Origin of the sequence: Colwellia sp. BRX10-3 (assembly GCF_014077505.1) — a bacterium.
GTDB lineage: Bacteria > Pseudomonadota > Gammaproteobacteria > Enterobacterales > Alteromonadaceae > Cognaticolwellia.
On sequence record NZ_JACGWA010000017.1, the window covers coordinates 1 to 23,615 of the forward strand.

General features: G+C 36.8%; 19 protein-coding genes and 4 tRNA genes. 8 read left to right on the top strand and 15 right to left on the bottom strand.

What is annotated here, in order from left to right:
• Positions 1–170: 170 nt before the first annotated feature.
• From H4J38_RS15690 to H4J38_RS15700, 3 genes are all read right to left on the bottom strand, one after another.
• Positions 171–593: a hypothetical protein gene (locus H4J38_RS15690; RefSeq protein ID WP_182133217.1), complete on the bottom strand. Its 423-nt coding sequence runs from the start codon at positions 591–593 to the stop codon at positions 171–173.
• 113 nt (positions 594–706) lie between these two features.
• Positions 707–925: an Imm27 family immunity protein gene (locus H4J38_RS15695; RefSeq protein ID WP_182133219.1), complete on the bottom strand. Its 219-nt coding sequence runs from the start codon at positions 923–925 to the stop codon at positions 707–709.
• Positions 926–1,028: 103 nt separating this feature from the next.
• On the bottom strand, positions 1,029–1,469 hold the full coding sequence (locus H4J38_RS15700) for a hypothetical protein (RefSeq protein WP_182133221.1): 441 nt from the start codon (positions 1,467–1,469) through the stop codon (positions 1,029–1,031).
• A gap of 638 nt (positions 1,470–2,107) precedes the next feature.
• Here H4J38_RS15700 and H4J38_RS15705 point away from each other — a divergent pair.
• On the top strand, positions 2,108–3,073 hold the full coding sequence (locus H4J38_RS15705) for an integron integrase (RefSeq protein WP_182133223.1): 966 nt from the start codon (positions 2,108–2,110) through the stop codon (positions 3,071–3,073).
• 381 nt (positions 3,074–3,454) lie between these two features.
• On the opposite strand, the gene H4J38_RS15710 is transcribed toward H4J38_RS15705, so the two are convergent.
• The 8 genes from H4J38_RS15710 to H4J38_RS15745 all read right to left on the bottom strand — a co-directional run bounded on the left by H4J38_RS15710 (position 3,455) and on the right by H4J38_RS15745 (position 7,508).
• A tRNA-Asp gene (locus H4J38_RS15710) sits at positions 3,455–3,531 on the bottom strand.
• A 50-nt stretch (positions 3,532–3,581) separates the two neighbouring features.
• Positions 3,582–3,658 (bottom strand) — tRNA-Asp (locus tag H4J38_RS15715).
• A 51-nt stretch (positions 3,659–3,709) separates the two neighbouring features.
• Positions 3,710–3,786, bottom strand: a tRNA-Asp gene (locus tag H4J38_RS15720).
• Between the two features lie 51 nt (positions 3,787–3,837).
• Positions 3,838–3,914: transfer RNA gene (locus H4J38_RS15725), tRNA-Asp, on the bottom strand.
• A 169-nt stretch (positions 3,915–4,083) separates the two neighbouring features.
• Entirely contained in the window at positions 4,084–5,493 is a 1,410-nt protein-coding gene (locus H4J38_RS15730; RefSeq protein ID WP_182133225.1) for a TIGR03503 family protein, read from the bottom strand.
• Positions 5,481–6,215, bottom strand: coding sequence for a DNA polymerase III subunit epsilon (gene dnaQ / locus H4J38_RS15735; protein WP_220465582.1), 735 nt, complete (start codon positions 6,213–6,215; stop codon positions 5,481–5,483). Before dnaQ ends, H4J38_RS15730 begins: the two co-directional genes overlap by 13 nt.
• Entirely contained in the window at positions 6,208–6,741 is a 534-nt protein-coding gene (locus H4J38_RS15740; RefSeq protein ID WP_182133227.1) for a DUF2919 family protein, read from the bottom strand. Before H4J38_RS15740 ends, dnaQ begins: the two co-directional genes overlap by 8 nt.
• 5 nt (positions 6,742–6,746) lie before the next feature.
• Complete coding sequence (locus H4J38_RS15745; RefSeq protein ID WP_182133229.1) at positions 6,747–7,508, bottom strand: DUF599 domain-containing protein; 762 nt, start codon at positions 7,506–7,508, stop codon at positions 6,747–6,749.
• 304 nt (positions 7,509–7,812) lie between these two features.
• Between H4J38_RS15745 and H4J38_RS15750 the strand changes: the two genes are divergently transcribed.
• Both H4J38_RS15750 and H4J38_RS15755 read left to right on the top strand, forming a co-directional pair.
• The gene (locus H4J38_RS15750) at positions 7,813–10,203 is read left to right on the top strand and encodes a carbohydrate binding family 9 domain-containing protein (protein WP_182133231.1); all 2,391 of its coding nucleotides are present in this window, start codon (positions 7,813–7,815) and stop codon (positions 10,201–10,203) included.
• Positions 10,204–10,420: 217 nt separating this feature from the next.
• The gene (locus H4J38_RS15755) at positions 10,421–12,709 is read left to right on the top strand and encodes a carbohydrate binding family 9 domain-containing protein (protein WP_182133233.1); all 2,289 of its coding nucleotides are present in this window, start codon (positions 10,421–10,423) and stop codon (positions 12,707–12,709) included.
• A 284-nt stretch (positions 12,710–12,993) separates the two neighbouring features.
• Here the strand turns inward: H4J38_RS15755 and H4J38_RS15760 are convergent, their stop codons facing one another.
• Positions 12,994–14,331 (bottom strand): RDD family protein, encoded by a 1,338-nt coding sequence (locus H4J38_RS15760; protein ID WP_310733489.1) that lies wholly within the window; start codon positions 14,329–14,331, stop codon positions 12,994–12,996.
• A 344-nt stretch (positions 14,332–14,675) separates the two neighbouring features.
• Between H4J38_RS15760 and cysK the strand changes: the two genes are divergently transcribed.
• Both cysK and H4J38_RS15770 read left to right on the top strand, forming a co-directional pair.
• Positions 14,676–15,653: a cysteine synthase A gene (cysK, locus tag H4J38_RS15765; RefSeq protein ID WP_182133235.1), complete on the top strand. Its 978-nt coding sequence runs from the start codon at positions 14,676–14,678 to the stop codon at positions 15,651–15,653.
• Positions 15,654–15,837: 184 nt separating this feature from the next.
• On the top strand, positions 15,838–16,272 hold the full coding sequence (locus tag H4J38_RS15770) for a hypothetical protein (protein ID WP_182133237.1): 435 nt from the start codon (positions 15,838–15,840) through the stop codon (positions 16,270–16,272).
• A 96-nt stretch (positions 16,273–16,368) separates the two neighbouring features.
• On the opposite strand, the gene ggt is transcribed toward H4J38_RS15770, so the two are convergent.
• Together ggt and H4J38_RS15780 are read right to left on the bottom strand one after the other, a co-directional pair.
• Positions 16,369–18,126: a gamma-glutamyltransferase gene (gene ggt, locus H4J38_RS15775; protein WP_182133239.1), complete on the bottom strand. Its 1,758-nt coding sequence runs from the start codon at positions 18,124–18,126 to the stop codon at positions 16,369–16,371.
• A gap of 136 nt (positions 18,127–18,262) precedes the next feature.
• On the bottom strand, positions 18,263–18,889 hold the full coding sequence (locus H4J38_RS15780) for a tRNA-uridine aminocarboxypropyltransferase (protein ID WP_182133241.1): 627 nt from the start codon (positions 18,887–18,889) through the stop codon (positions 18,263–18,265).
• Positions 18,890–19,132: 243 nt separating this feature from the next.
• On the opposite strand from H4J38_RS15780, the gene H4J38_RS15785 reads away from it, so the two are divergent.
• Positions 19,133–20,173 carry a sensor domain-containing diguanylate cyclase gene (locus H4J38_RS15785; RefSeq protein ID WP_182133248.1) on the top strand — a complete coding sequence of 347 codons (1,041 nt, stop codon included), beginning with the start codon at positions 19,133–19,135 and terminating at the stop codon, positions 20,171–20,173.
• A 261-nt stretch (positions 20,174–20,434) separates the two neighbouring features.
• The gene (gene rrtA, locus H4J38_RS15790) at positions 20,435–21,043 is read left to right on the top strand and encodes a rhombosortase (protein ID WP_182133250.1); all 609 of its coding nucleotides are present in this window, start codon (positions 20,435–20,437) and stop codon (positions 21,041–21,043) included.
• Positions 21,044–21,048: 5 nt separating this feature from the next.
• On the opposite strand, the gene H4J38_RS15795 is transcribed toward rrtA, so the two are convergent.
• Entirely contained in the window at positions 21,049–22,536 is a 1,488-nt protein-coding gene (locus tag H4J38_RS15795; RefSeq protein ID WP_182133252.1) for an FMN-binding glutamate synthase family protein, read from the bottom strand.
• Positions 22,537–22,790: 254 nt separating this feature from the next.
• Between H4J38_RS15795 and H4J38_RS15800 the strand changes: the two genes are divergently transcribed.
• Complete coding sequence (locus H4J38_RS15800) at positions 22,791–23,603, top strand: ABC transporter substrate-binding protein (RefSeq protein ID WP_182133254.1); 813 nt, start codon at positions 22,791–22,793, stop codon at positions 23,601–23,603.
• The last annotated feature ends 12 nt before the right edge of the window (positions 23,604–23,615 follow it).

Here is a 23,615-nt window from a genome sequence, read left to right on the forward strand (position 1 = left end):
TTTAAACGCTAATGAATATTGGTTGTAATGTCGCTTTCTTGTATGTCCCATGATTAACCTCTTTGGTAACAATTAAATAAATAACTGTCTACCAAAGTGGTACAAGATCACAGTGAAAACAGCCAACTGTAAATTTTCCCTCTTGAGCGCCTTGTTAGGCGCTACTTACATTAAACCTTTTTACTAGCTCTTACATTAGCAATACGAAATAGCTGTGCAGCAACACAAAAATATATGATTGCTTGAACGCTATGTATAACAGGCTTATCCATAAACGTTCCGACAATTACAGCCATAATTGGCATAGCAATAAACAAAACACCAATTAAACGAAGTGCGACTGGCGAAACAAACCCTTTACTTTTTTTAGGGTTGGACACAATTAACCTAAATGATAATAAGCTAACCCAAATGCTACCAATTAAGAAAACACTGCCAATTGAAACTGTAAAAATTGACGGTGGTACATTCGGAGCTAGTAGCATAATAGCTGAGCCAACAATGCACAAAAGTGTAAATGGAAATAAGACTAACCCTAAAGGTAGAGTAATCCATCTCGGTAACGATTTAGGTTCAACTAACTCGGATTCCATAGTACGCCTAACGCCTAAATAACAGGCTAAGTAATGGTTGGCTAAAATGGTGTAGCGAAGCGAAACGTAGCCAACTGTTACGTGTCCTTGTTTATTTTCTTGTTAGGTGTAAATTACACACCAAACTCTTTTTTAGCAACTAGTTCAGTAACTTGCTGTAGTTGCGGTTGCCCACCACCATGCATTTCTGAATTTGGGTAAGTGTGCACCCAATATTGGTTATCGATTGTATTTAGGTAAAGAGTATCCCAACCAGATTGATCAGTTGCGACTTTAACGAGGTTAAGACTAATGTAGTTTTCTACGGCTTGACTCCCTGAAATTACGCTCATACTTCCTTTACACCTAACGCCCTAATAACAGGCAAAAAATTGTTTGCTAAAATGTTGAGGAACGAAAACAGCAAACTGTTTTTTGTCCTTGTTTATTAGCTTGTTAGGCATTTTTTACACCGTCAATGGTTTTATGAACAGCTATATACCAAAACAATGCCATGGCTAATGAAATTATTACACTACTAATTAATGATTCTTCTATTTTTAGCAAATAACCAGCATTGGTAATTTGACCAAACTCAACCACTAATGTTTGTGAGTAAAATAATTTATCGTACCCTGCGATGCTATAGAGAGACCACATAATATTTAAAACAAAACTGACAACAAACATTACCGAGGTATATTGCCAACACTTTTGCCAGCCATAAACTCGAAGTATTAGATGACAAATACCGGCGAAAAATAAGAAAAAAACGTAAGCAAAAACTAAATTGAAAAGCGCCCAAAAACTTAAAGCACTATGCCCCCAATATGGAATTGTCCAAATTAGAGCAATAATCAAAGGAGATAAAAAAACTCCAAGTGCTATCCGTTTCACGAAACTCTCCTAAATGCCTAACGCCCCATTAAGAGGCAAAAAATTGTTGGCTAAAATGTTGAGGAACGAAAACAGCCAACTGTTTTTTGTCCTTCTTTAATGCCTTGTTAGTTGTTGATAGTTAAACACATTTAACTTACCAAGAACACTAAAACTTAATTAATGGAAGTGAGTATTTAAAAACACCACCGCAACTTAGCCACATAATGTGAACTTTGAGCCGTTTACGCATTTGCTGATTATATTTACCCACAAAAGTTAGGCGAAAACTGTGTAAACAAAAACACTAAAGCCAACGAGTAAGTTGAAAGTAGACACAAAAAAGGAAGGAAACAAACACCAATCCTTTGATGTGAAATACCGCACGATTAAACTAAATTTACTCGAACAAGTTGCGGCTACTAACAGCGTATTAGACGGATCATACCTCTATTTCTACAGAGGTGAGTACCCAACTAATGAATATTTATTCAAATTAATATACATAACTTAATATTAACATTCAATAAGTTAATACAGGCTTGTTGAATATATTGCTACACAAATGCGGATTAAATCCCGCTTTCTACACAAAAGCTGGAATTGCAGCTAAACTGTATGTACATACAGTTATGATTTAAAATATATAAGGAATGATTATGAGTTCTGAATTTCTCTCACATATAAAAGAAACCATGTGGACACGGCGCTATGCTAAACGCACTATTGAGTCGTATTTATACTGGATTAAAGCATATATCATTTTTATTGGAAAAACACATCCAAACGACTGCCATGATAAAGAGGTTGAACAATTTCTTAGTTACCTTTCAAATAACTTAAACCTCGCCCCAAAATCACAGGCGTTAGCATTAAATTCAGTTAACTACTTATATAAACATATTTTAATAAAACCACTTAGTCTTGAGTTACGCTTCAATAAATCACGAGTAACGCCAAAACTCCCAACAGTATTAACTACAGCAGAAGTCAAATCGCTCTTAACCATTATTGATACCAAACACCTTCTTCTCTGCCAATTAATGTATGGCAGTGGCTTACGCTTAATGGAGGCTATACGGCTGAGGGTGCAAGATATAAATTTCGACTACCATTGCATTGAAGTATGGAATGGCAAAGGCGGCAAACATCGAACAGTAACATTAGCCACTGAATTAACTCAGGCATTGAAAGAGCAAATATCTCTGGTGAAATCTTATTACGTATTAGACATGAAAAACAATGGCTATTCTGGCGTATATTTACCTTTTGCTTTAGCACGAAAGTACCCTGACGCCGCTAAAACATTTAATTGGCATTACCTATTTCCATCATATCGATTATCTTTAGACCCTGAAGTCAATAAGTTAAGGCGCCACCATATAAATGAAACGGTTATTCAAAAGGCAGTAAAAATGGCTTCGTTAAAATTAGATATAGATAAAAATATAACCTGCCATACGTTACGTCACTCCTTCGCTACCCACTTACTTCAACGAGGTGCAGACATTCGTACCGTACAAGAACAATTGGGACATAGTGATATTAGAACAACGCAAATATATACTCACGTTATAGAGCGAGGTGCTAACGGTGTAACAAGTCCATTGTCGGCTTTAATATAAACCAACTGAATTACTAGTTATAGATTTATGATTAACACACTTTAATTGGTACTTATTTTATTTAGAGAATTCATTAATATTTTTTGATTTAACGAGGACTTACTTTGAGGTCTAAACATTGGGGTCTAAACATTGGGGTCTAAAAATTTAAATAAATTGGCGGAGTTTATGGAACTCGAGCCTACAAAGCTGGCATAACAGGTTGCTTATCTAATAAAGAGGTAACCAACTGAATTACTAGTTATAGATTTATGATTAACACACTTTAATTGGTACTTATTTTATTTAGAGAATTCATTAAGGTTTTTTAATTTAACGAGGATTTACTTTGAGGTCTAAACATTAAGATCTAAACATTAGGGTCTAAAAAATTAAATAAATTGGCGGAGTGGACGGGACTCGAACCCGCGACCCCCGGCGTGACAGGCCGGTATTCTAACCAACTGAACTACCACTCCGCGTATTTATTTCTGTAAATTTTAAAAGGATTTACAACCTTTGAAACAATTGGCGGAGTGGACGGGACTCGAACCCGCGACCCCCGGCGTGACAGGCCGGTATTCTAACCAACTGAACTACCACTCCACACATCTTGCTTCTGTAAATTTTGAAAGGACTTACAACCTTTGAAACAATTGGCGGAGTGGACGGGACTCGAACCCGCGACCCCCGGCGTGACAGGCCGGTATTCTAACCAACTGAACTACCACTCCACACATCTTGCTTCTATAAGTTTTAAAAGGACTTACAACCTTTGAATTAATTGGCGGAGTGGACGGGACTCGAACCCGCGACCCCCGGCGTGACAGGCCGGTATTCTAACCAACTGAACTACCACTCCACACATTAATCACTGCTTTCAACACAACTCGTTGAATGCGGCGGGAATAATACGGTTAAGATTCGGTGCCGTCAACCAGTTTTTTTCATTCATTTGCTTATATGTCTAATTGATGAACGATCCGACGTTTTTAACAGCAAAACTGTTTAAAAAATGCGATAACTCGAGCTTATTTACTCTTTTTACGCCTTATAAAAAGAAACATAAGTACGGCTATTATGATCACCAAAGTGTTTCCGCCAACAATATACAAAAGTGTTTTTTGTTGTTTGTCAGCAATTTTAGCTTCTTGTGCTGCTTTTGCTTCTGCTAGCGCCTGCGCAAGTTTTTTAGCTTCCATTGCCGCATTAGCAATTGCTTGGGCACTTCTTTGCTCTGAGGTTAAATTATTATCACTGCTATTAAGGCTTGAGTTGTTACTACTAGCTAAGCGGTCAACATTAAAAGTAAACTCTGGTAATATTGCACGAAACTCTCTGCCCTTCTTGGTATCACCAAACACCCCTATTTTTATCCGATGTACGCCAGGTTCAGTAAAAGCAATTTCATGAGTACGGCTTAAACCTTTATCTTGCATTACAGTAAAAGGCTCTACTTGTCGGTCAGGGAAAGTAACTTTACCTTGAATAAGAATGCTATCGGCTTTAACAAAACTGTCGTCAATGGTAAATGTAACCAGGTGAACACCATTTTCATCTTGGGTTGTTGCTACTGATATGCTGATGGGGTTTTTCTGCACTACAATCGGTTTTTGTCGCAGCTCTCTTGTTGCCATTGGCATTTTAACAATATAGATAGGCTCCCATTCACCCGGTGCAAAATCTAACTCAAATTCGCCGGTAAATAAGCTGTCATTAGCATGTTCGTCAAGGTCTCTGCCGTCATCACGAAATGAGGCAAGTTTAACTGGCTGTGCGCCAAAGTTGTCAAAGGCGGAGTTATTGGTACTGAAAAAGTCAACATCAAGTGTTAATACGTCTTTAAATGATGGGTTGTCTATTGCCATTTCACCATTGAATAAACGGCCTGACATTTTTAATGTCTCACCTTGTAATATAATTTCGGGTAATGGCGTTACCTCTAGTCGAATTTCTGATACCACCATAATTTTACTGCTAGGTTGCACCTCACCTATCACTTGCCATGGTCCAATCATGGGTGATTTTATTTTGATCATATCAAAAGTACGATCATCGAACCATTGCACTTTATCTTCAGGGTAATTATTAATTTTATATTTTGAGCCATCAGGTCGAACAAGAATAACCGGTTGAGCGCCACTGCGGTGATAAAATAATAAAGTTACTTCATCGAGTTGTTCGTCAATACGAAAGCGGTTATCAAAATAAGGGATTTGATTGGTAACATTGTCGTCAGCGTAATATTCAATTTCGGTGGGCACTTTCTGTGCATGTGCGTTTAGGCTGAGCATAATGGCCATTACTGCAAATGCAAGGTGTTCTGTAAATAATGCTTTGAGGTTAGACAGACTATTTTTTGCGCTGCTTATATTAGCTTTATTTATTTCAGCTCTGTTTATATCAGCCCTTTCTATTTCAACCCTTTCTATTTCGACCATAATGGCGAAGCCCCTTTGTCATCAACAATTGCTAAACGGTTTTCGTGCTCTGCTAGTTCATCGGCAGTTGCAGCTAAAACCTTTAATTTAGGGCGGTCTTTAATCAATCGTCGAATAGCGTTAGCATCACTTCCTTGTCCTTCACCTTGGTTTAAGTTGAAAGTGGCTTGTTTACGGGTCATTTCAATGTAAACAAATGCCAGTAATTGGGCATCAATTAACGCGCCGTGATAAGTACGGTCAATTAATTTATCAACCTTATAAAAGCGGGCTAAATAATCTAAGGTTTTTGGTGAACCAAATTCGTCTTTTGCTACTTTCAACGTATCGGTAACACTACAAATATCGGCAGTTTTAGGCAGGCCAGGTATCATTGAAAATTCATGATCCATAAAGCCAACATCAAACTTAGCATTATGAATAACTAAACGCGCACCCTTAATAAAATTAATAAAGTCTTCGCTTACTTGCTTAAATATTGGCTTGTCACGTAAAAACTCATCAGTTAAACCATGAATATTAATAACTTCTTGATCCATTACCATTTGCATGCCCTGCGCCATTGGCTTGACGTACACATGGTAATTTCTACCCGTTAGCTGACGGTTGATCATTTCTACACAACCAATTTCAACAATACGATGTCCTTCACGAGGGTTAATACCCGTGGTTTCTGTATCGAGTATGATCAGGCGTTCGTCTTGTGTGTTTTCTTCAATCAATGTCTAACCCTTTAGTTTTTCTATGTTTGCGAGTGTTAATTTCAGGTAATACTTCGGGAAATTCTGCAATGTTAATGGTAAATCTTTTGCTTCGTAAAATATAGACAATAGCGGATATTACCAATAAACAATGCATTAGAATCCACGCTAATGATTGTAGTTGCCATACAAAATAACCTAAAACACCAATCGACAAATCAAATATTAACGCCAAAATAAGTAACATTTTGCATTTTTTCCAACAGGTTCGAATCCACGTTTGTGCTTTTGGTCGACGTAAACTTAAAATAAGTACAATAAATAAGCCAATAACTCCTGAAGCTAAGTTCAAGTAAAACAGTGCGGTTTGTGGATACACCCACTGAATAAAACCCACATTGTCACGCATATTCGTTACCGACATTAACCAAATAATGTAGGCACGCAATACGAACAATAATATGACATAAATACCGGGTGCTAATTTTAAGCAGTCAAAGTTATCAAAGTGTTTAGGTAAATAATTAGCATAATACTTGGCTGACATAACGGTTACTTATCATCACTATGTCTGGTTTGTGCTTGTGCATTATCGCCAGAATATTTTAATGCTCGCTCATGTTCTAAAAACTTTTGTCCTAAAGTAATAGCGTGAACTGCTTTTGAATTAAATTCACGGTTATACAAGGTATAAACAACAAATAAGCTGGCTATTATAAAAATTAATGGATGAAAAAACCAACACAGAGCAGCAATAGAGAAATAATAAGAGCGTAAACCATAATTATAAGAATGCGCTGCTTGGTCTTGCACTACCGCCATTTGTTCAGCGTATTTTTGTAGGTTTTTATTACTTTCGCTACTGTCGAACGGGCAAGCGCCAATCATGACATTAACAAAACCATATTGGCGCATTGACCAGGTAAATTGAAAAAAGGCCAAAACAAAAATAAGCGCGAGTAAACTTAACTTTAATTGGATCATCACATGATTAGGAAACTCAGCATATGGAATTGAGGCAATTACTGACTCAAGTCGTTCAACCTGAGCAAACAAGGTTAAAACACCTGCCAATATTAACAAAGTCGAAGATGCAAAAAAGGCAATGTTACGCTCTAAATTAGCTAATAATGCGGCCTCTCCCACCCTAATGTCACGACCAATAACTTCATACATCCAATATATTCGATGTTGATGCAAGCATCTTGCAACACAATTAGTTGTTTTTGCTTTTTTACGCGCAAATCCGGTATACCCGACCCAACAAATAAAAAAACAGCATAGTGCGATAACATCAAGCGGAGAAAATGGCATAGTATTTACAAGGTCTTATCATGGTTAATAAAGATAAGTTATTATGCTCCAGAAGTTTTTAAGATTCGAGCAATTATTGATGAATTTTTTATAACGTTCTCTAATATTACCCGTTAAAATAATACATTAGCAAAATTATCACTTTATTAAAGCAGAACCCGGTAAAGTTAAAAATAAATGCCACGCTAAGTATTTTGACCCACTAAACCGTCTAACTGTCGAATTTATTTTGACACTTTGCACAAGCTTATTCAGCATACCTACAAGTTTGTAATTTAATGTAACTCGTGTCGACGGAGCTTTAATGTTTTTCCTAAAAAAGCCAATAATATTGACTTTTATTTTGCTATTAATACCGCAGTTTGTGTATTCAGCTACACACAATAATTCCGCTAAAATAAACAATGAAATTATAAAGATACCCAATATTTCAGGTGCTATTGTTATTGATGCTTCTTTAAATGAGCCACAATGGCAATCTGCCAAGAAAGTATTCATTAATAACGTTACTCGCCCTTACGACAATGTTTCAAGCCCTGTTCACACCGAAGCATTGTTAATGGAAAGTGATGGATATTTCTATTTAGCCTTTATTGCCAAAGACCCTAACATTTCAGAAATAAGAGCTTTTTTAAAAGACAGAGATAAGTCATGGGGTGAAGATTTAGTTGGCATAAAAATAGATACTTACAACGATCAACGCAGTGCCTACCGTTTTTTAGTTAACCCGCTAGGTGTACAAATTGACGGAATAGAAAGCGAAGTAACCCAAAAAGAAAGTGACGCTTGGGATGGTATTTGGGAAAGTGCGGGTAAAATTGTTTCCGACGGTTTTATCGTTGAAATGGCGCTACCGCTTAGAATGTTAAATTTTAAAGAAAGCACCGATAAACAAACGTGGGGGCTAGAGCTACTGAGATACTATCCCCGCGAAGAAAGTTTACGCTTATCAAATATTCATTTAGACCGCGGTAACAGTTGTGAAATTTGTCAAATTGCGACAGCCTCGGGGTTTAAAGGCGCAAAACAAGGTAGTAACTTTACTGTTGCGCCGTCTATTGTATTGGGAACAACGCAAGATCGTGATGATAACAACGAGTGGCAAAATAACAATAATACTGAAGCCAGCCTAGACTTGCGCTGGGGAATTACACCTGACTGGCTATTAAACGCCACAATTAACCCTGATTTTTCTACCGTTGAAGCCGACAACGCACAGCTCAATATTAATAATACCTTTGCACTATTTAACCGAGAAAAAAGGCCTTTTTTTCTCGACAATCAAGACTACTTTGATAGTGATTATAATTTAGTTTATACCCGTAATATTAACGCACCTAATTATGGAGCTAAATTAACAGGCCGTGAAAACAATCATGCTTTTGGTTTGTTTATTACTGATGATCAAAATACCAACATATTAATACCGGGTAATCGCTCTTCGTCGGTGGCCTCCATTGATGGTGAGTCAAAAGCGGCAGCGTTGCGATATCGCTACAGTTTTAATAATGACATTACACTAGGTTGGATAAGCACCCTGCGCACGGCAGAAGATTACTCAAACAATGTTAATGGCATAGATGCTAGATTTCGCTTAAGCACCGCTGACGTTTTTAAGTTTCAAACGCTATTTTCTACAACAGAATATCCCAATGACTTATTTAAGCAGTTTTGCAATGTTGATGAAGAAGACGAACAAGCACGCTGTGCGACACCAGAAAATAACGATGATTGCCAATTTGGCGACTGTATTTATAACGAAAATGTATTACGAACGTTAAAAGAACACCGTTTTACCGGCAACGCTTTTAAAGCAGGTTATTACCACAACGACAGTGACTGGTATTACCGTGTAACTTATGACCGACAAAATGCAGGATTTCGCGGCGACTTGGGATTTATGTCACGCGTAGATCATAATAAATTTTCTGTTGGTGGTGATCGAAAGTGGTATGCCGAGCCAGGTAAGTGGTGGAGTAAATTTAAAATTTATTCTGACTGGGACATTATTCACAATGATGACAATCAACTAATAGAAAAAGAATTTGATATTAATGCCCAATTGAATGCCCTTAATAGTTCATATTTACGATTAGGTTACACAAAACGAGAAAGTGTAGGCAGCCGACTTGATAAAAGTAACTTAGCTATTGCTGATAACACTACGTTATTCTCTGAAGACCAGTTTTTCTTCTTTGCTGAGACTAAGCCATTGTTAGGCCTATATATCAACACTAACTTAACCTGGGGTGATAAAATTGATTATCGTAACAACCGCTTAGGTGAAATAAATCGTCTCAGCAGCAATATCAATTGGAATATAGATAAACATCTCGAAGTAAAGCTTAGACAAACCTTTAGCCAACTAAATGCCGATGGCGCAAACGTATTTATTGCTCGATTAACCGATTTACGCACCACCTACCAATTTAACGTGCAAAGTTTCTTACGTTTGAGTTTCATCTTTAATAATACCAGTAGAAATCCATCTAACTACTTATACAGCGCAGCAGAAGATATCAACCGACATAGCAAAAATCTGTCTACTGAGCTGCTATATGCTTATAAAATCAACCCACAAACAGTATTTTATTTAGGTTACTCTGATAGACATTACAGTGACGAAACCATTCGCGATTTAGCCCAAGAACAACGCAGCTTATTCATGAAATTTAGTTACGCCTGGCTTAAGTAATCTCTCCTAGTTTTGGAGACAGCCAAGTGCATAATTTATTGATTGCTAAAGAAACCACCGTTACTGGTGGTTTTTTTATACCAAAACTGAATTTTACATTGCCATTGGTTAGCAAATTTGTAACAATTTATTAAAAGGAATTAACATTAACGTAGAATTACTTACGCTAAAAATAAGAAAATAAGAAAATAATAATAATAAAAATGGAGTGGTAAATTTGAAGTTTAGTATTCGTGGCCTATCTTTACTGGTCACCACATTTATACTATTTATACAGCCAAGTTATGCTCAAGAAAACACAGCAAAACTAGCACAATTAAATATTCCTCATACTGAGCTTGAGCTTGAAGTTGACGGTGACTTAAATGATGCCATATGGCAGCAAGCACTAGATATACCGCTTAATATAGTTAATAGCCCCTGGAATAACAAACCAAGTCCTGTTTCAACAACTGCAAAAGTGATTGAAAATGGCGACTTTCTCTACATAGCCTTTATTGCACAAGACCCTAACCCTGAATTGATTCAAGGTTTTTTAGGGGACCGTGATACTCGCTGGTTTGATGACTTAGTGGGTTTTAAATTAGATACTTACAATAATCGTCGTTTAAATTACGAATTTTTTGTTAACCCTCATGGCGTACAACATGACGCTATTTTTAATGAAATGACCCTAAGTAAAGACGCAGCTTGGGATGGCATTTGGCAATCTGCTGGAAAAATAACGCAAAGCGGCTATCAAGTTGAAATTGCTATTCCCTACCATATTTTAAATTTTAACGACAATGAAGACGTTAAAACTTGGGCGATAGAACTAATCCGATTATACCCGCGTGACACATCTTTGCGGATATCTCACATTGAACTTGACCGCGATGACTCTTGTTGGTTATGTCAAACACCAGAGATTATTGGTTTTAAAAATGCAAAAGCCAGTAAAAATATTATGTTAACACCAACTTTAGTCTCCAGCAGAAGTGAAAACCGAGAAATATTTGCACCAAAAACTGATTGGCAAAGTGAAAACGATATTGATGCAGGCTTAGATTTACGCTGGGGCATAAATGCCAATACCTTATTAAATGTTACCGTAAACCCCGATTTTTCAAATATTGAATCAGACGCCGGCCAGTTAAGCGTTAATAAAACTTTTTCACTATTTTATGATGAAAAACGTCAATTTTTTGTGGAAAACTCAGAATACTTTTCCAGTGATTTTGACCTAGTGTACACCCGAAACATTGCCGATCCTGAATATGGCGCTAAATTAACCGGAACTGAAGGTAAACATAGTTACGGCGCGTTCATGACTAATGACACGCAAACCAATATTATTCTTCCAGGTAATACGGGCTCGCGATTAATATCCTTAAAAGATGACAGTGAATCTGGCGCAATAAAATATCGCTATGATGTTAACGACGATTTATCGGTCGGTATCATTAGTACATTACGCCAAACCGACAATTACCATAACTTTGTCTCAGGTATTGATTCAAGGTACCGTTTAAACGACTCAAATTCATTCCAAGCACAAATACTCATGGCTGATACCAAAGACTCGGCCCAGTACACCGACAGTGGTCAGGAAGAAAACTTCAATGATCATGCCTTTAAATTAAAATATAAGCATGACTCTGAATATTGGAAAGTGACTGCTGAACATCAAGAAATAGGTGCAGAATTTCGTGCTGATTTAGGCTTTATGCCTCGTGCTGACTATCAGAAAAGTAATGTTTTGATTAACCGATTAATTTATGGCGAGCCCGATAGTACTTGGCAAAAAATGAAATTTGCTGGTCAATGGCAAATACTACACAACGAAAACGGAGAATTATTAGAGCGTTCAGTCTTTACTAGCTTTAATATCGACGGTCCAATGTTGTCAATTTTTGATGTAAAGTTCGTTGCCGCTGACAAAGTAGGTTTGCGTCGCCATGAATTAGATTTTAACTTACCGATTGATAACTCAATTGACGGGAACACGGAGCGTTTCCAAGAAAATCAAGCGGTTTTCTATGGCTCTATTCAGCCAACAGCACAAATATTTACTGAACTTGAACTTATTGTTGGCGATAAAATTGATTATGAGAATAATAGATTAGGCGACTATCTTACGCTTTATGGCAATGTAAGTTATAACGTGAATAAGCATTTAGAGTTTCAGTTTTCTCATACTTATAGTGACTTAGAAGCCGATAATGCCAATGTATTCACAGAAAACTTAACCGAGCTTCGTGTTTCTTATCAATTTAATGTTAATAGCTATTTAAAGTTTAACGTGGTTTATACCGATATAGACTTCAATCTAGATAATAATGCTAACGCTTATACAGCAAAGGATAATAATTTATCAACTCAGCTAATTTATGCTTATAAGATAAATCCACAAACTGTGTTCTACTTAGGTTATTCAGATAATAGCTACCAAGATGACAGGATAAAAAGCTTAGCCCGTGAGCAGCGTACAATTTACAGTAAAATTAGTTATGCATGGTTGCCATAAGCTTAGTTATAAACTCGGCTATTAAACTTGCTCATAAAGATTAGCCTCAAACTTGCCATAATAAATACCAAGGTCTAAGGTAAACAATACCAACGACTGATATGACCACTCACTTGGGTTATTTGAGTAATCAATAGCTAAATAAGTTATTGATTACTCATTACTTTAGCAGTGTACGCTTTAGTTTATTCACTCCACACCCTTTATTTACCTGCCGTTCTGTATAACACTGCCATTGTTACTCTCATTGAAAAACAATCACGGTTTTTAATGCTCATGTGAGATTAATCATCTGCTGACTCGTCAGTGTGTTTTTTATTAAGTTTTCTGTCAGTTCGATTATCATTTACCACAATGGTTGATGATATTTTATCGTGAATGGCCTGACGATTAGGGTCCCAAAATATCTGGGCAAAGCCAAGTAAACCTGTTGCTATGCCCGCGCCATAGCCGCCATATCGTCCAAAGCTGTCCCAAACTGATAATAGCGTACCATCAAGCTGAACAACCCGAATACTAAAGAGTTTTTTACCTGGTGTTTGACCGTACCAAAGTGCGGTAAACATAGTAAAATAAAATGCTGCCCAACCAAAACCTAGCCCAAGATCTTCAACTAAACCTTGCAGCCAAGCGAAGCCTTTATAAACCGATGGGTTTGCAGGTTCAACATCATTGACTTTATCACTAGTTTCTTCATTAAGGGCGCTTAAGTCACCGGCTTTGTCTTTAATACTTGCGCTAGTTACATTCGTTGGTTCATTCGTTAATTGATTTGTTAATTCAGCGCTATCAAGCCCAGATTTTTTCTCAAATTTTTGCTTAGTCAATTGCTGCTTAGACTCTGTAGTCTTATGATATTTTTGTAAGTGCTCGTTTAATTGCGCTATTTCTTGCTCACTTAAGCTGCTTTCTTCAGCTACCTGTTTAAGTAAGTTAGTGTCAAATTTCTTAGTGCCTAGCGTTGATGTCGTTTGTTCTGCATAGGCTGAGGATAAACCTTGAGTTAACTGCTGCCAACATGAGTATTGCTCACATTCACTATGTGAAATAGCAACGCCAGCAGCGAGGGTCAGTGTCGCTTTGATAAAGTCGTTGTTTTCTTGGTCTGTAATACTTTGTGCATTGCTTTGATTATTTTTGCTTACTGATAATGTACTTTGGCTCTGCTCTGCTTGTTCAACATGATTATTAAAAGTCTCTAATTGAGAAAATAACCTTGGCAAAATATCAATCAAGATAACAAAAACAATAACCGCAGCAAAAATACGTAAAATATTTTCTCTGATACCGCTTACTTTTCCTAGCTTCTTAGCGCGTTTTTTACTGCCAATATTATATAAAGTGATAGCAACCAACAAAGCCAATAATTCACCAGGAGCACCACTTAAAATAGCGACCAAAAATAAGTCTATTAATAGTGCTGCACCACGGCGCCAAGGCACCGCCAATGAAATACCAAATAACGACTTATCTATTTTAAAAGCAAATGGCGTTAATATTTCGCGGGTTTCTTGATCCGATAGCTTTTTAGCTTTAGCCTTAATTTTGGCCATTTTCGCACTATCTTCATGACTATTTTTTGAGTTGTTTTTCTCAGATTTAGTATCTAAATTATCTGTCACTATTATTCCATTAAGTCAGAGTGTTATTGTTATCTAGCTAACAAACACTTTCAATAAAGCTAACAATATCAATCATCTGATTATACATCAAACTATTAACACATCGATATATAAAGTATAAAGCACTCTACTAGCATTCAAAAAAACCTGTTTTAAGATTCATTAGTTGGGTATCTATTCTTTTTTTGCATATAAGATACCGAAATATCACTTCTTTTTCTGCCATAAAGGGTTAACCTGATTAGTAAGTGTTGACTAAACTAAATTAGTTTTAATAATTAACACATACGAATAACTAATCGGTATGACATACTCAGTCATGCTGGCAAAACAGGATTATAATAATGTCGACTATATTTGAAGATAACTCAACCGCAATTGGTAATACCCCACTCGTTAAACTTAACCGTATTGTTACTGGTGAAAATACGGCAACTATCTACGCTAAAATTGAAGCCCGTAACCCAAGCTTTAGTGTTAAATGCCGCATAGGTGCCAATATGATTTGGGATGCCGAGAAAAAAGGTTTACTTACTGAAGGTAAATCTATTGTCGAACCAACCAGTGGTAACACAGGTATCGCATTAGCTTTTGTTGCTGCAGCACGTGGCTATAAAATTACACTCACCATGCCAAACACCATGAGTTTGGAGCGCAGAAAACTATTAATCGCGCTAGGTGCTAAATTAATATTAACCGATGGCGCTAAAGGTATGGGCGGTGCAATTGCTAAGGCTCAAGAAATTAAAGATGCTGATCCAGATAACGTTGTACTGTTAGGTCAATTTGATAATCCAGCTAACCCTGAAATTCATGAAAAAACTACGGGTCCTGAAATTTGGCGCGATACTAAAGGCAACATTGATTTCTTCGTTGCTGGTGTTGGTACTGGTGGCACAATTACCGGTACATCACGTTATCTTAAAAGTGTTGCCGAGCATAAAATTATCTCTGTAGCGGTAGAGCCAACAGACTCACCTGTTATTACTCAAGCAATGGCAGGTGAAGAACTTAAGCCTGGTCCTCATAAAATTCAAGGTATTGGTGCTGGTTTTATTCCTGGCAACTTAGATCTTTCGATTGTTGATGCTGTAGAGCAAGTATCTAATGATGACTCTATGGCAATGGCTCATCGCTTAATGAAGGAAGAAGGTATTCTTGCCGGTATTTCATCAGGTGCTGCTGTGGTTGCTGCAAAGCGTATTGCTGAAAGACCAGAAAATGCCGGTAAAAGCATTGTTGTTATTTTAGCAAGCTCAGCCGAGCGCTATCTTTCAAGTCCATTGTTTGCTGATTCATTTACCGAAGAAGACCTTGCGTAATAGCAAAAATGGCTAAAAATGGCTAAAAATGGCTATTAAATAAAAATATACCGTAATATTTATCTATAACTGAAAAGACGTGATTTATAACAAATCACGTCTTTTTTTATTTGTAAAAATATTAGGTTTACCTACAATATTTACGTTAGTATGAATTCAACATTTTCGATTTATTTATTACCTTATGAATTATATAAAATTTGTCCTACTAAGTTTGACGTTACTTGTTTTTGGCTGCAGTGAATCAGACAAAAATAAAATTAGTGATGTTGACAACCCTGAAGTCGTTGCCATTGAGTTTTTTAATGCTTTGTATAATGAACAAAACATTAAAAAAGCCGCATCGGTTTGTAGCCCCAAATTATCCCGAATTATTTTACACTATAAGTCAACCAAAGCGGTTGCTCGCCATTTATTCAATATGTCGTACGATAAAGTTAAAGCTACACCCGATGATAGTGGTGTTAAAGTGAGAGAACAATTCAAAAACTCAGCTGTAATTACTGTTTATTTTGATGGTTATTATCAAAATGATCGTATAAAAGATGTTAAACGATTGTCGTTAATTCAAATCGACAACAAATGGATTATTGATAAGATATTAAAAGACCCCTTTTAATATTCAAAATATAACAATTAAAAACGGCGTCAATATTGACGCCGTTTTACTTTTTAAACTTTAATTTTAATTTTAATGGTTGTTATACCTATTTAATTAATAACCAACAGCTGTGCCTTCACGTCGAGGATCAGCGCCACCATGCAATTTACCATTCGATAGTTCAATCGCTTGTATACCACTGTTTAAATCACGCACCACAACTTGATGGCCTTTTGCTTCTAATACTGGCTTAAGTTTTACTAAATCAGTGCCTTTTTCTAAGGTGGTAACTTTATTACGATTCGTTAAATGCGGTAGGCTGATCGCTGCTTGCGGATCAAGTTGCCAATCTAGAATAGCAATCATGGTTTGGGCGACATAATTAATAATTCTACTACCACCTGGAGAGCCTATAACGAGTTTTAACGCGTTATCTTGATCAAATACCATCATAGGCGCCATAGAACTTCTTGGGCGTTTACCTGGCTCTAAGCGATTTGCTACCCATTGACCATTTTGCTTTGGATCTAATGAAAAATCAGTCAGTTGATTATTAAGAATAAAACCTTCAACCATTACCGCAGAGCCAAAGCCCATTTCCACACTGGTGGTCATGGAAACGGCATTTCCATCTTCATCAACAATTGAAATATGGCTTGTAGATGGCAGTTCATAAGCATTGTCGTCGGCTTGTACTAGCGCGCCAGTTGGTACGCCAGCAAATGCAATACCCATATCTTTATCAATATTAATTAACGCAGAACGTTGCGCCATATATGACTTTTCGATCAAGCCCTGTGTTGGTACATTAACAAAGCTGCTATCAGCAATATATCGGTTACGATCGGCAAATGCTAATCGTGAGCTTTGCGTAAATAAATGTGTAAACTCAACGTCTTTCATCGACAACTTCGCGATATTGAAATGTTCAAGTTGCCCAAGTATTTGAATAATAGCCACTCCACCTGAACTTGGCGGCGCCATGCCACAGACCTGATATTGTCGATATGGGCCACACACAGCAGGTAATTCTTTCGCGCGATAGTTTTTCATGTCAGCAAGTGTTAAACGCCCTGGCGCAATAGGTGAATGCTGCACTGCAGCAACAATTTTCTTCGCGATCCAACCTTGATAAAACGAATTAATGCCGTCTTTAGCAATACTACGATATACCTTGGCTAGCTTTTTATTTTTTAATAACTGGCCTGCTTTGATAGGCTTATTGTTTGGAAAAAAGTAATTTTTTATCGTCGGTAACTTGGTAATGCCCGGATTAAACTCCATCGCAACTAGCTTCTCTAACCTAGGTGAAACAATAAAGCCAGATTCTGCCAAATTTATTGCATCATTAAACAATACAGCCCAAGGCAATTTGCCATATTTTTCATGAGCCTTTTTAAGGCTAGCTAGTACGCCAGGAACACCAACAGCATGACCACCAACTACAGCTTTTATCCATGGCATTGCTCGGCCAGTTTTATCTAAAAACATATCGGTTGTAGCCGCCGCGGGTGCGGTTTCTCTGCCATCAAATGTGGTTAACTTTTGGGCTTTTTTATCCCAGTGCAACATAAATGCACCACCACCAATGCCTGAAGACTGGGGTTCCACCAAGGTTAATACTAATTGCACCGCAATCACCGCATCTACAGCACTCCCTCCTTTTTTGAGTATATTAAGACCCGCGTCACTGGCATAAGGGTTTGCTGTTGCCACCATGGCATGTTCTGTAACAACCGTTTTTTTAGCCAAAATACCTGTTGCCGCTTCTGGCTCACGATCTTCTCGTTGCTTATCTGGCGCTGCAACAACCAACATACTGGTGGCAATACAAAGAAAAGATAATAGCCCTTTTATGGCTGAATTTGACATGATGTTCCTTAATAGAAAATTCTTGATAAGCTAATTGATACCAAACGGCTTTGTAGACGAGTCAGATTGATGTAAACAGGTTAGCAGTATCGAATACACATTTAAACGTTAATTTACCAGTTAATCCTATTAAAATTTAATCGTTAGTTTGATTAAATGATTGTTGGAATTGATTAAATTTTACAAAGTTATTTAACAAGTTTTGATACTTTTCTGGTTCATTTTCCAAGCGAGCTAATGCATGACAGCATGCTTCTAATGATGATAATGCATTAGCTTTTTTGGTTTTTCTAATCTCATAAAGACTTGTTATGCCCTGAGGTAAAACGATGTGGATTATATGATGTAAGCAAGGGGTGAGCATAAACATGCGATAGGCTTTTTTCCACGTACCATCGAGTAAAATAATGCACTTAATTTCATTCAGTTGATTATCTATATCATCAATAGGGTTGTTAATGGCAGTATTAGCCGATGTAAAACTAAGTTCAATGGCTTGCTCACTCGGATATAATAAGGCTATTTTACCCTCGTATTGTCTTAAACGCTGTTTTAGAACCTCACATTCATCAAAAATTTCGCCAACAATCACCTCAACATTAGCTAACGATTGCTGCAATAAACTTACCGTACCTTTGCTTTGCTTAACTTCATTTGGATGTTGAAGAACAATAACAGGTAGGTGATTATCAATATTAATCGCAAAGGAGCAAATACAGGATTTTTCAGGCCGTTGACATTGTTGACATATAACTCGAGACATTGATTTTAAATAACAGAAAATACGATAACTAAGTTTACGAAACTTTATCAACGAGTTTAAGTCATTTGTTAAATTAGTTTTTAATGTTGTTGTACTTCTGCTGTACTTCGCTAGTTTTGAATTGCTAATTCAACGAATAACCGCTATTACTTAATTGAGCTGTTATAGATTATATGGATGTAACTACTATTTTAAACTGTGTAGTTTTCAGGATGAATATAATGCATTTAACAAGGAGTCATTTTGGATAAGATCTATCAACACAGTTCTGCTATCGCTGCAGATATTACCTTGAATAACATTTTAGATATTATTGTCGAAGGCGTTTGGGACTGGAATGGCAAAACCAAGATAGTTACCCGCAGTCCAGGTTGGTATCGCATGTTAGGTTACGAGGTAGCCATTTTAAGAGCCGATGTATTTACTTGGGAAAAGCTTATTCACCCTGATGATTACCCAAGAGTAATGCTGCAATTTGAGCGTTATATTTCAGGAGAAAATGATACTTACGAAGTAGAATATCGCTGTAAAAAATCTGACGGTAGTTATTTGTGGATTGCAGATCGTGGAACTATTGTGGCAAGAAATCCCGATGGTAGTGTTGCACGTATGATTGGCGCTCATCATGATATACACCAACAAATTATGGCTCAAACTGATCTTATTGAACAAAATAAGTCATTACAAGATGGTAATTTATCATTAGAAAAAATGATCGCACAAAAAACCTATGAATTAGCTAAGAAAAACCAACAATTAGAGCGAAAAGTCATTGAGGTTGAGTCAGTTGCCAACAGAGACCCATTAACACAAATTGCCAATCGTAAGTCTTTTGAAACCGAATTAAGCAAAGAAATAATACGAGCTAATCGTTATCTACATCCTTTAACCCTAGTCATGTTTGATCTTGATAAATTTAAAGAAATTAATGATAAACATGGTCATAAAGTGGGTGATAATATTCTTTGCAGTATATCTAACCTCGTAGCTAAAAATATCAGAGATGTAGATTTATTTGCGCGTTGGGGCGGTGATGAATTTGTTATTATTTTCCCTGAACTTTCTCAGAAGCAAGCACATCAAAGCAGCGAAAAACTACGAATAATGATTGACGAATATAAAAAAACCAATAAATTATCAGTAACTTGCAGTTTTGGTGTTGCACAGTATAAAGATGGTGATTCAATAAATAGTTTATTTCAACGTGTGGACAAACAGCTTTATATTTCCAAAGAGCAAGGTCGTAACCAAGTTTACTCTGAAACTACGGGAGCTACTCAGTAAAACTTTATTGTCTATAACCGCCCTACTTCCAGATGAAGTTTAAATAATAAGTTAAAGAGTAAATAAGTAAGTTAAAAATAAGTACCTTTAGCGATATAAGGATAAAAGCTATACCCTTAAAGTTGAACAAGTGTTTCAATTTTAATGTGTTATTTCCTCGTCATTCTTACTAAAACTAATGTTTCTAATGCTGCACTCAACTGTTAAAGTTAGTTACCTCATTAGTTGTCTATTTCACTTATAATAAATAATAAAAACCTCATGTTGCAATTAAAACCTTTACCCATAAAAACCGTGCAAATTTTTGGCCCTTTGGTCGTTTTCGCATTAGCTTTGATCGCATTAATTTTTGATGCCCAAATTTCTGACTTTCTAATTTATAATCGCCGTTTAATCACCGATGGAGAATATTGGCGCATTATATCAGGTCATTTATTTCACTCTAATGCTAATCACTTTATGCTTAATGTGGCTGCTGTGACATTACTCTGGGCGTTACATGGGCAATATTATAACCATAAGAATTATCTGATGATTTTTCTGACCAGTGCAATAGTTTGTAGCTTGGGTATTTATTGGTTTTCGATTGATATTGAACTTTATGTTGGGCTGTCAGGTGTTTTACATGGATTTTTTGTTTGGGGTGCGCTCATGGACATAAAACATAAAGAAAAAACTGGCTACCTTTTGTTAATTGGTGTGATGGCAAAAATTGTTCATGAGCAAGTTTACGGTGCCAGTGCCGATGTAGAACGTCTTATCGGCGCCAGTGTTGCCACCGACGCCCATTTGTATGGCGCTATCGGTGGATTACTGGCATTTGTCTTGTGTTATATCAACCTTAATAAAACGAGTAGAATTGAACCATAGCCCGCTTAATTATTAGTTTGTTCATAAGGATGTAATTTATCGAGGGCAACAGACAAACCATTTTCTTGAATAACACGGACATGGTGGCGACCTAAGTCTCGTGCATGAGTAACACCGCATGAGTGTGCTAATAGCCCAACACCGTATTGAATGAATTTATGATAATTAGCAACACGCTCTGCTTTACTTACGGGGTCTAACCCTTGTTGTAACTTGGGATCATGCGTAGTAATACCGGTGGGACAGGTATCTTTATTACACTGCATTGCTTGAATACAGCCCAAAGAAAACATAAATCCTCTTGCTGAATTTACTGCATCTGCCCCCATCGCCAATGCCCAGGCAACTTTCGATGGAGTGATCAATTTACCCGCACAGATAATTCTTATTCGATCACGTAAACCATATTCAATGAGTAAATTATCCACTAAAGGTAAGCTTTCTTTTAACGGTAAGCCAACGTAATCCATTAACGGTTGTGGTGCAGCACCCGTACCGCCATCAGCACTGTCTATCGTAATAAAATCTGGCGCAAACTCACGGCCTTGAAGGTTAATCTCTTTAAGCAAATTTATTAACCACAACGATTCGCCAATTACCGCTTTAAAACCTACAGGTTTACCGGTTACTTCACGAATTCGATTTACCATGGTTAGAATATCTTTCACTGACTTGATGTCAGGGTGCGCATTCGGACTAATTGAATCTACACCTGGCATTATGCCTCGTATTGTTGCAATTTCTTGCGTTACTTTTATACCTGGTAATATGCCACCTTTCCCAGGTTTAGCACCTTGACTCATTTTAATTTCGAACATTTTAATTTGTGGTTTAGCCGCTAATTCGGCCAACCTTTTATCACATAACTGGCCACTCTCATCTCTGACACCATACTTTGCAGTGCCTATTTGAAAAACAAGATCAGCACCACTAGCTAAATGATATTTACTAACACCACCTTCACCTGTGTTCAGCCAGCAACCTACTTTGGCAGCACCATCTGAAAGTGCTTTAATGGCTGGTGCAGATAAAGCGCCAAAACTCAGCGCTGAAATATTAAAAAGTGAATCTGTTGTATAAGGCTCTCGGCATTCAAGACCAAAGGTAATGCAACTTGGTGCCACCGCATCTTCTTCGAGGGTCGGAAAAGCACAATTCATAAACATTATTGTGCCGGTTGGTTCAAGGTTTCTCGTAGAACCAAATGCTACGGTGCGATCAACATTTTTTGCTGCGCGATAAACCCAGCTGCGTTCGGCTCTATTAAAGGGTAGCTCTTCTCTGTCCATTGCAAAAAAATACTGTCGAAAAAATTCCCCCTGTTTTTCGAAGAAATATCTGAAGCGGCCAATAACAGGATAATTACGGCGTATAGCTTGTTTTTTCTGCGTTTTATCTACAATGTACATATAGATTATCGCTATTACACCCATCCCCAAAAAAAATATAAATAATGCCGAAAGTGTTTCTAAATAGCCAAGCATGTTATCCATGTATTTCTCTTTAACCTTAATAGTATGCGTTAGTTTATATTATGTTTACGTAACTTACGTGCGATATTTTTATAGGAAAATTTATAATCATTTATCGACATTCAATGCAATATGTCGATTATTATTTTTAGCATAAAAGGGATTTTAGTTATGTAATTTTAACATAATGATTTTTATCTATGACTTTATCATGTCAGTTGTATATGATTATTTAGTGACTGAATAAATGAATAAGTAAATTTTCAATTAAATTATTGTTATCTGTAAAACTTTTTGAAAAAGGTAATCACATTAAAAAACTTCTTTATATTGTATCAATATTACTCGCACCAATTTTCTCGGTTCATGCTGAAAACAGCCCTGTGATTCATTTGGTTACAGAACACTTACCGCCATATCAAATAGAAGATGATAACAAGAGTTTATCTGGCTTTGCCGTTGAAGTTATCAGAGAAACCATTAAACGAAGTCAATATGACTATACTATGAACAGCTACTCTTGGGTTCGATCTTATAACTTAGCCCAAATGAAAGCTAACCACTGTATATTTTCTATCGCTCGAACAAAGACTCGTGAAAATCTTTTCAAGTGGGTTGGAGCCATTTCAAAAATCAACAACACCTCATTGTGGGCACGAAAAGATCGAGTAATTGACGTGACAAAATTAGAGGATGCTAAAAAATACACTATTGCCGTTAATCGTAATGATGTTACTCATATAGGTTTAATGGAACGAGGTTTTAAAGAAGACGAGCACCTATATGTTTTAGATGACGGTAAATCATTAATTAATTTATTAATTACTCGACCAGAGATAGATCTTATTGTCGCTGATGATACAACAATAAAATTTCGTACCGAACTTGAAGGAATAGCAATAAATAAGCTACAACGAATTTATGAAATTAAAGACTTGCCGCTAAATTTTCACTTAGCCTGCAGTAAGCAAACAAACGATGACATCATCAAGCATTTAGCAGAAAAACTGCAAAGCCTGTATCAAGATGGCAGTTATGAGGCTATTTTGGATAAATGGCGAGACAAATTCTCTGTCCCTAAGTTATAAAATTTAACAAGA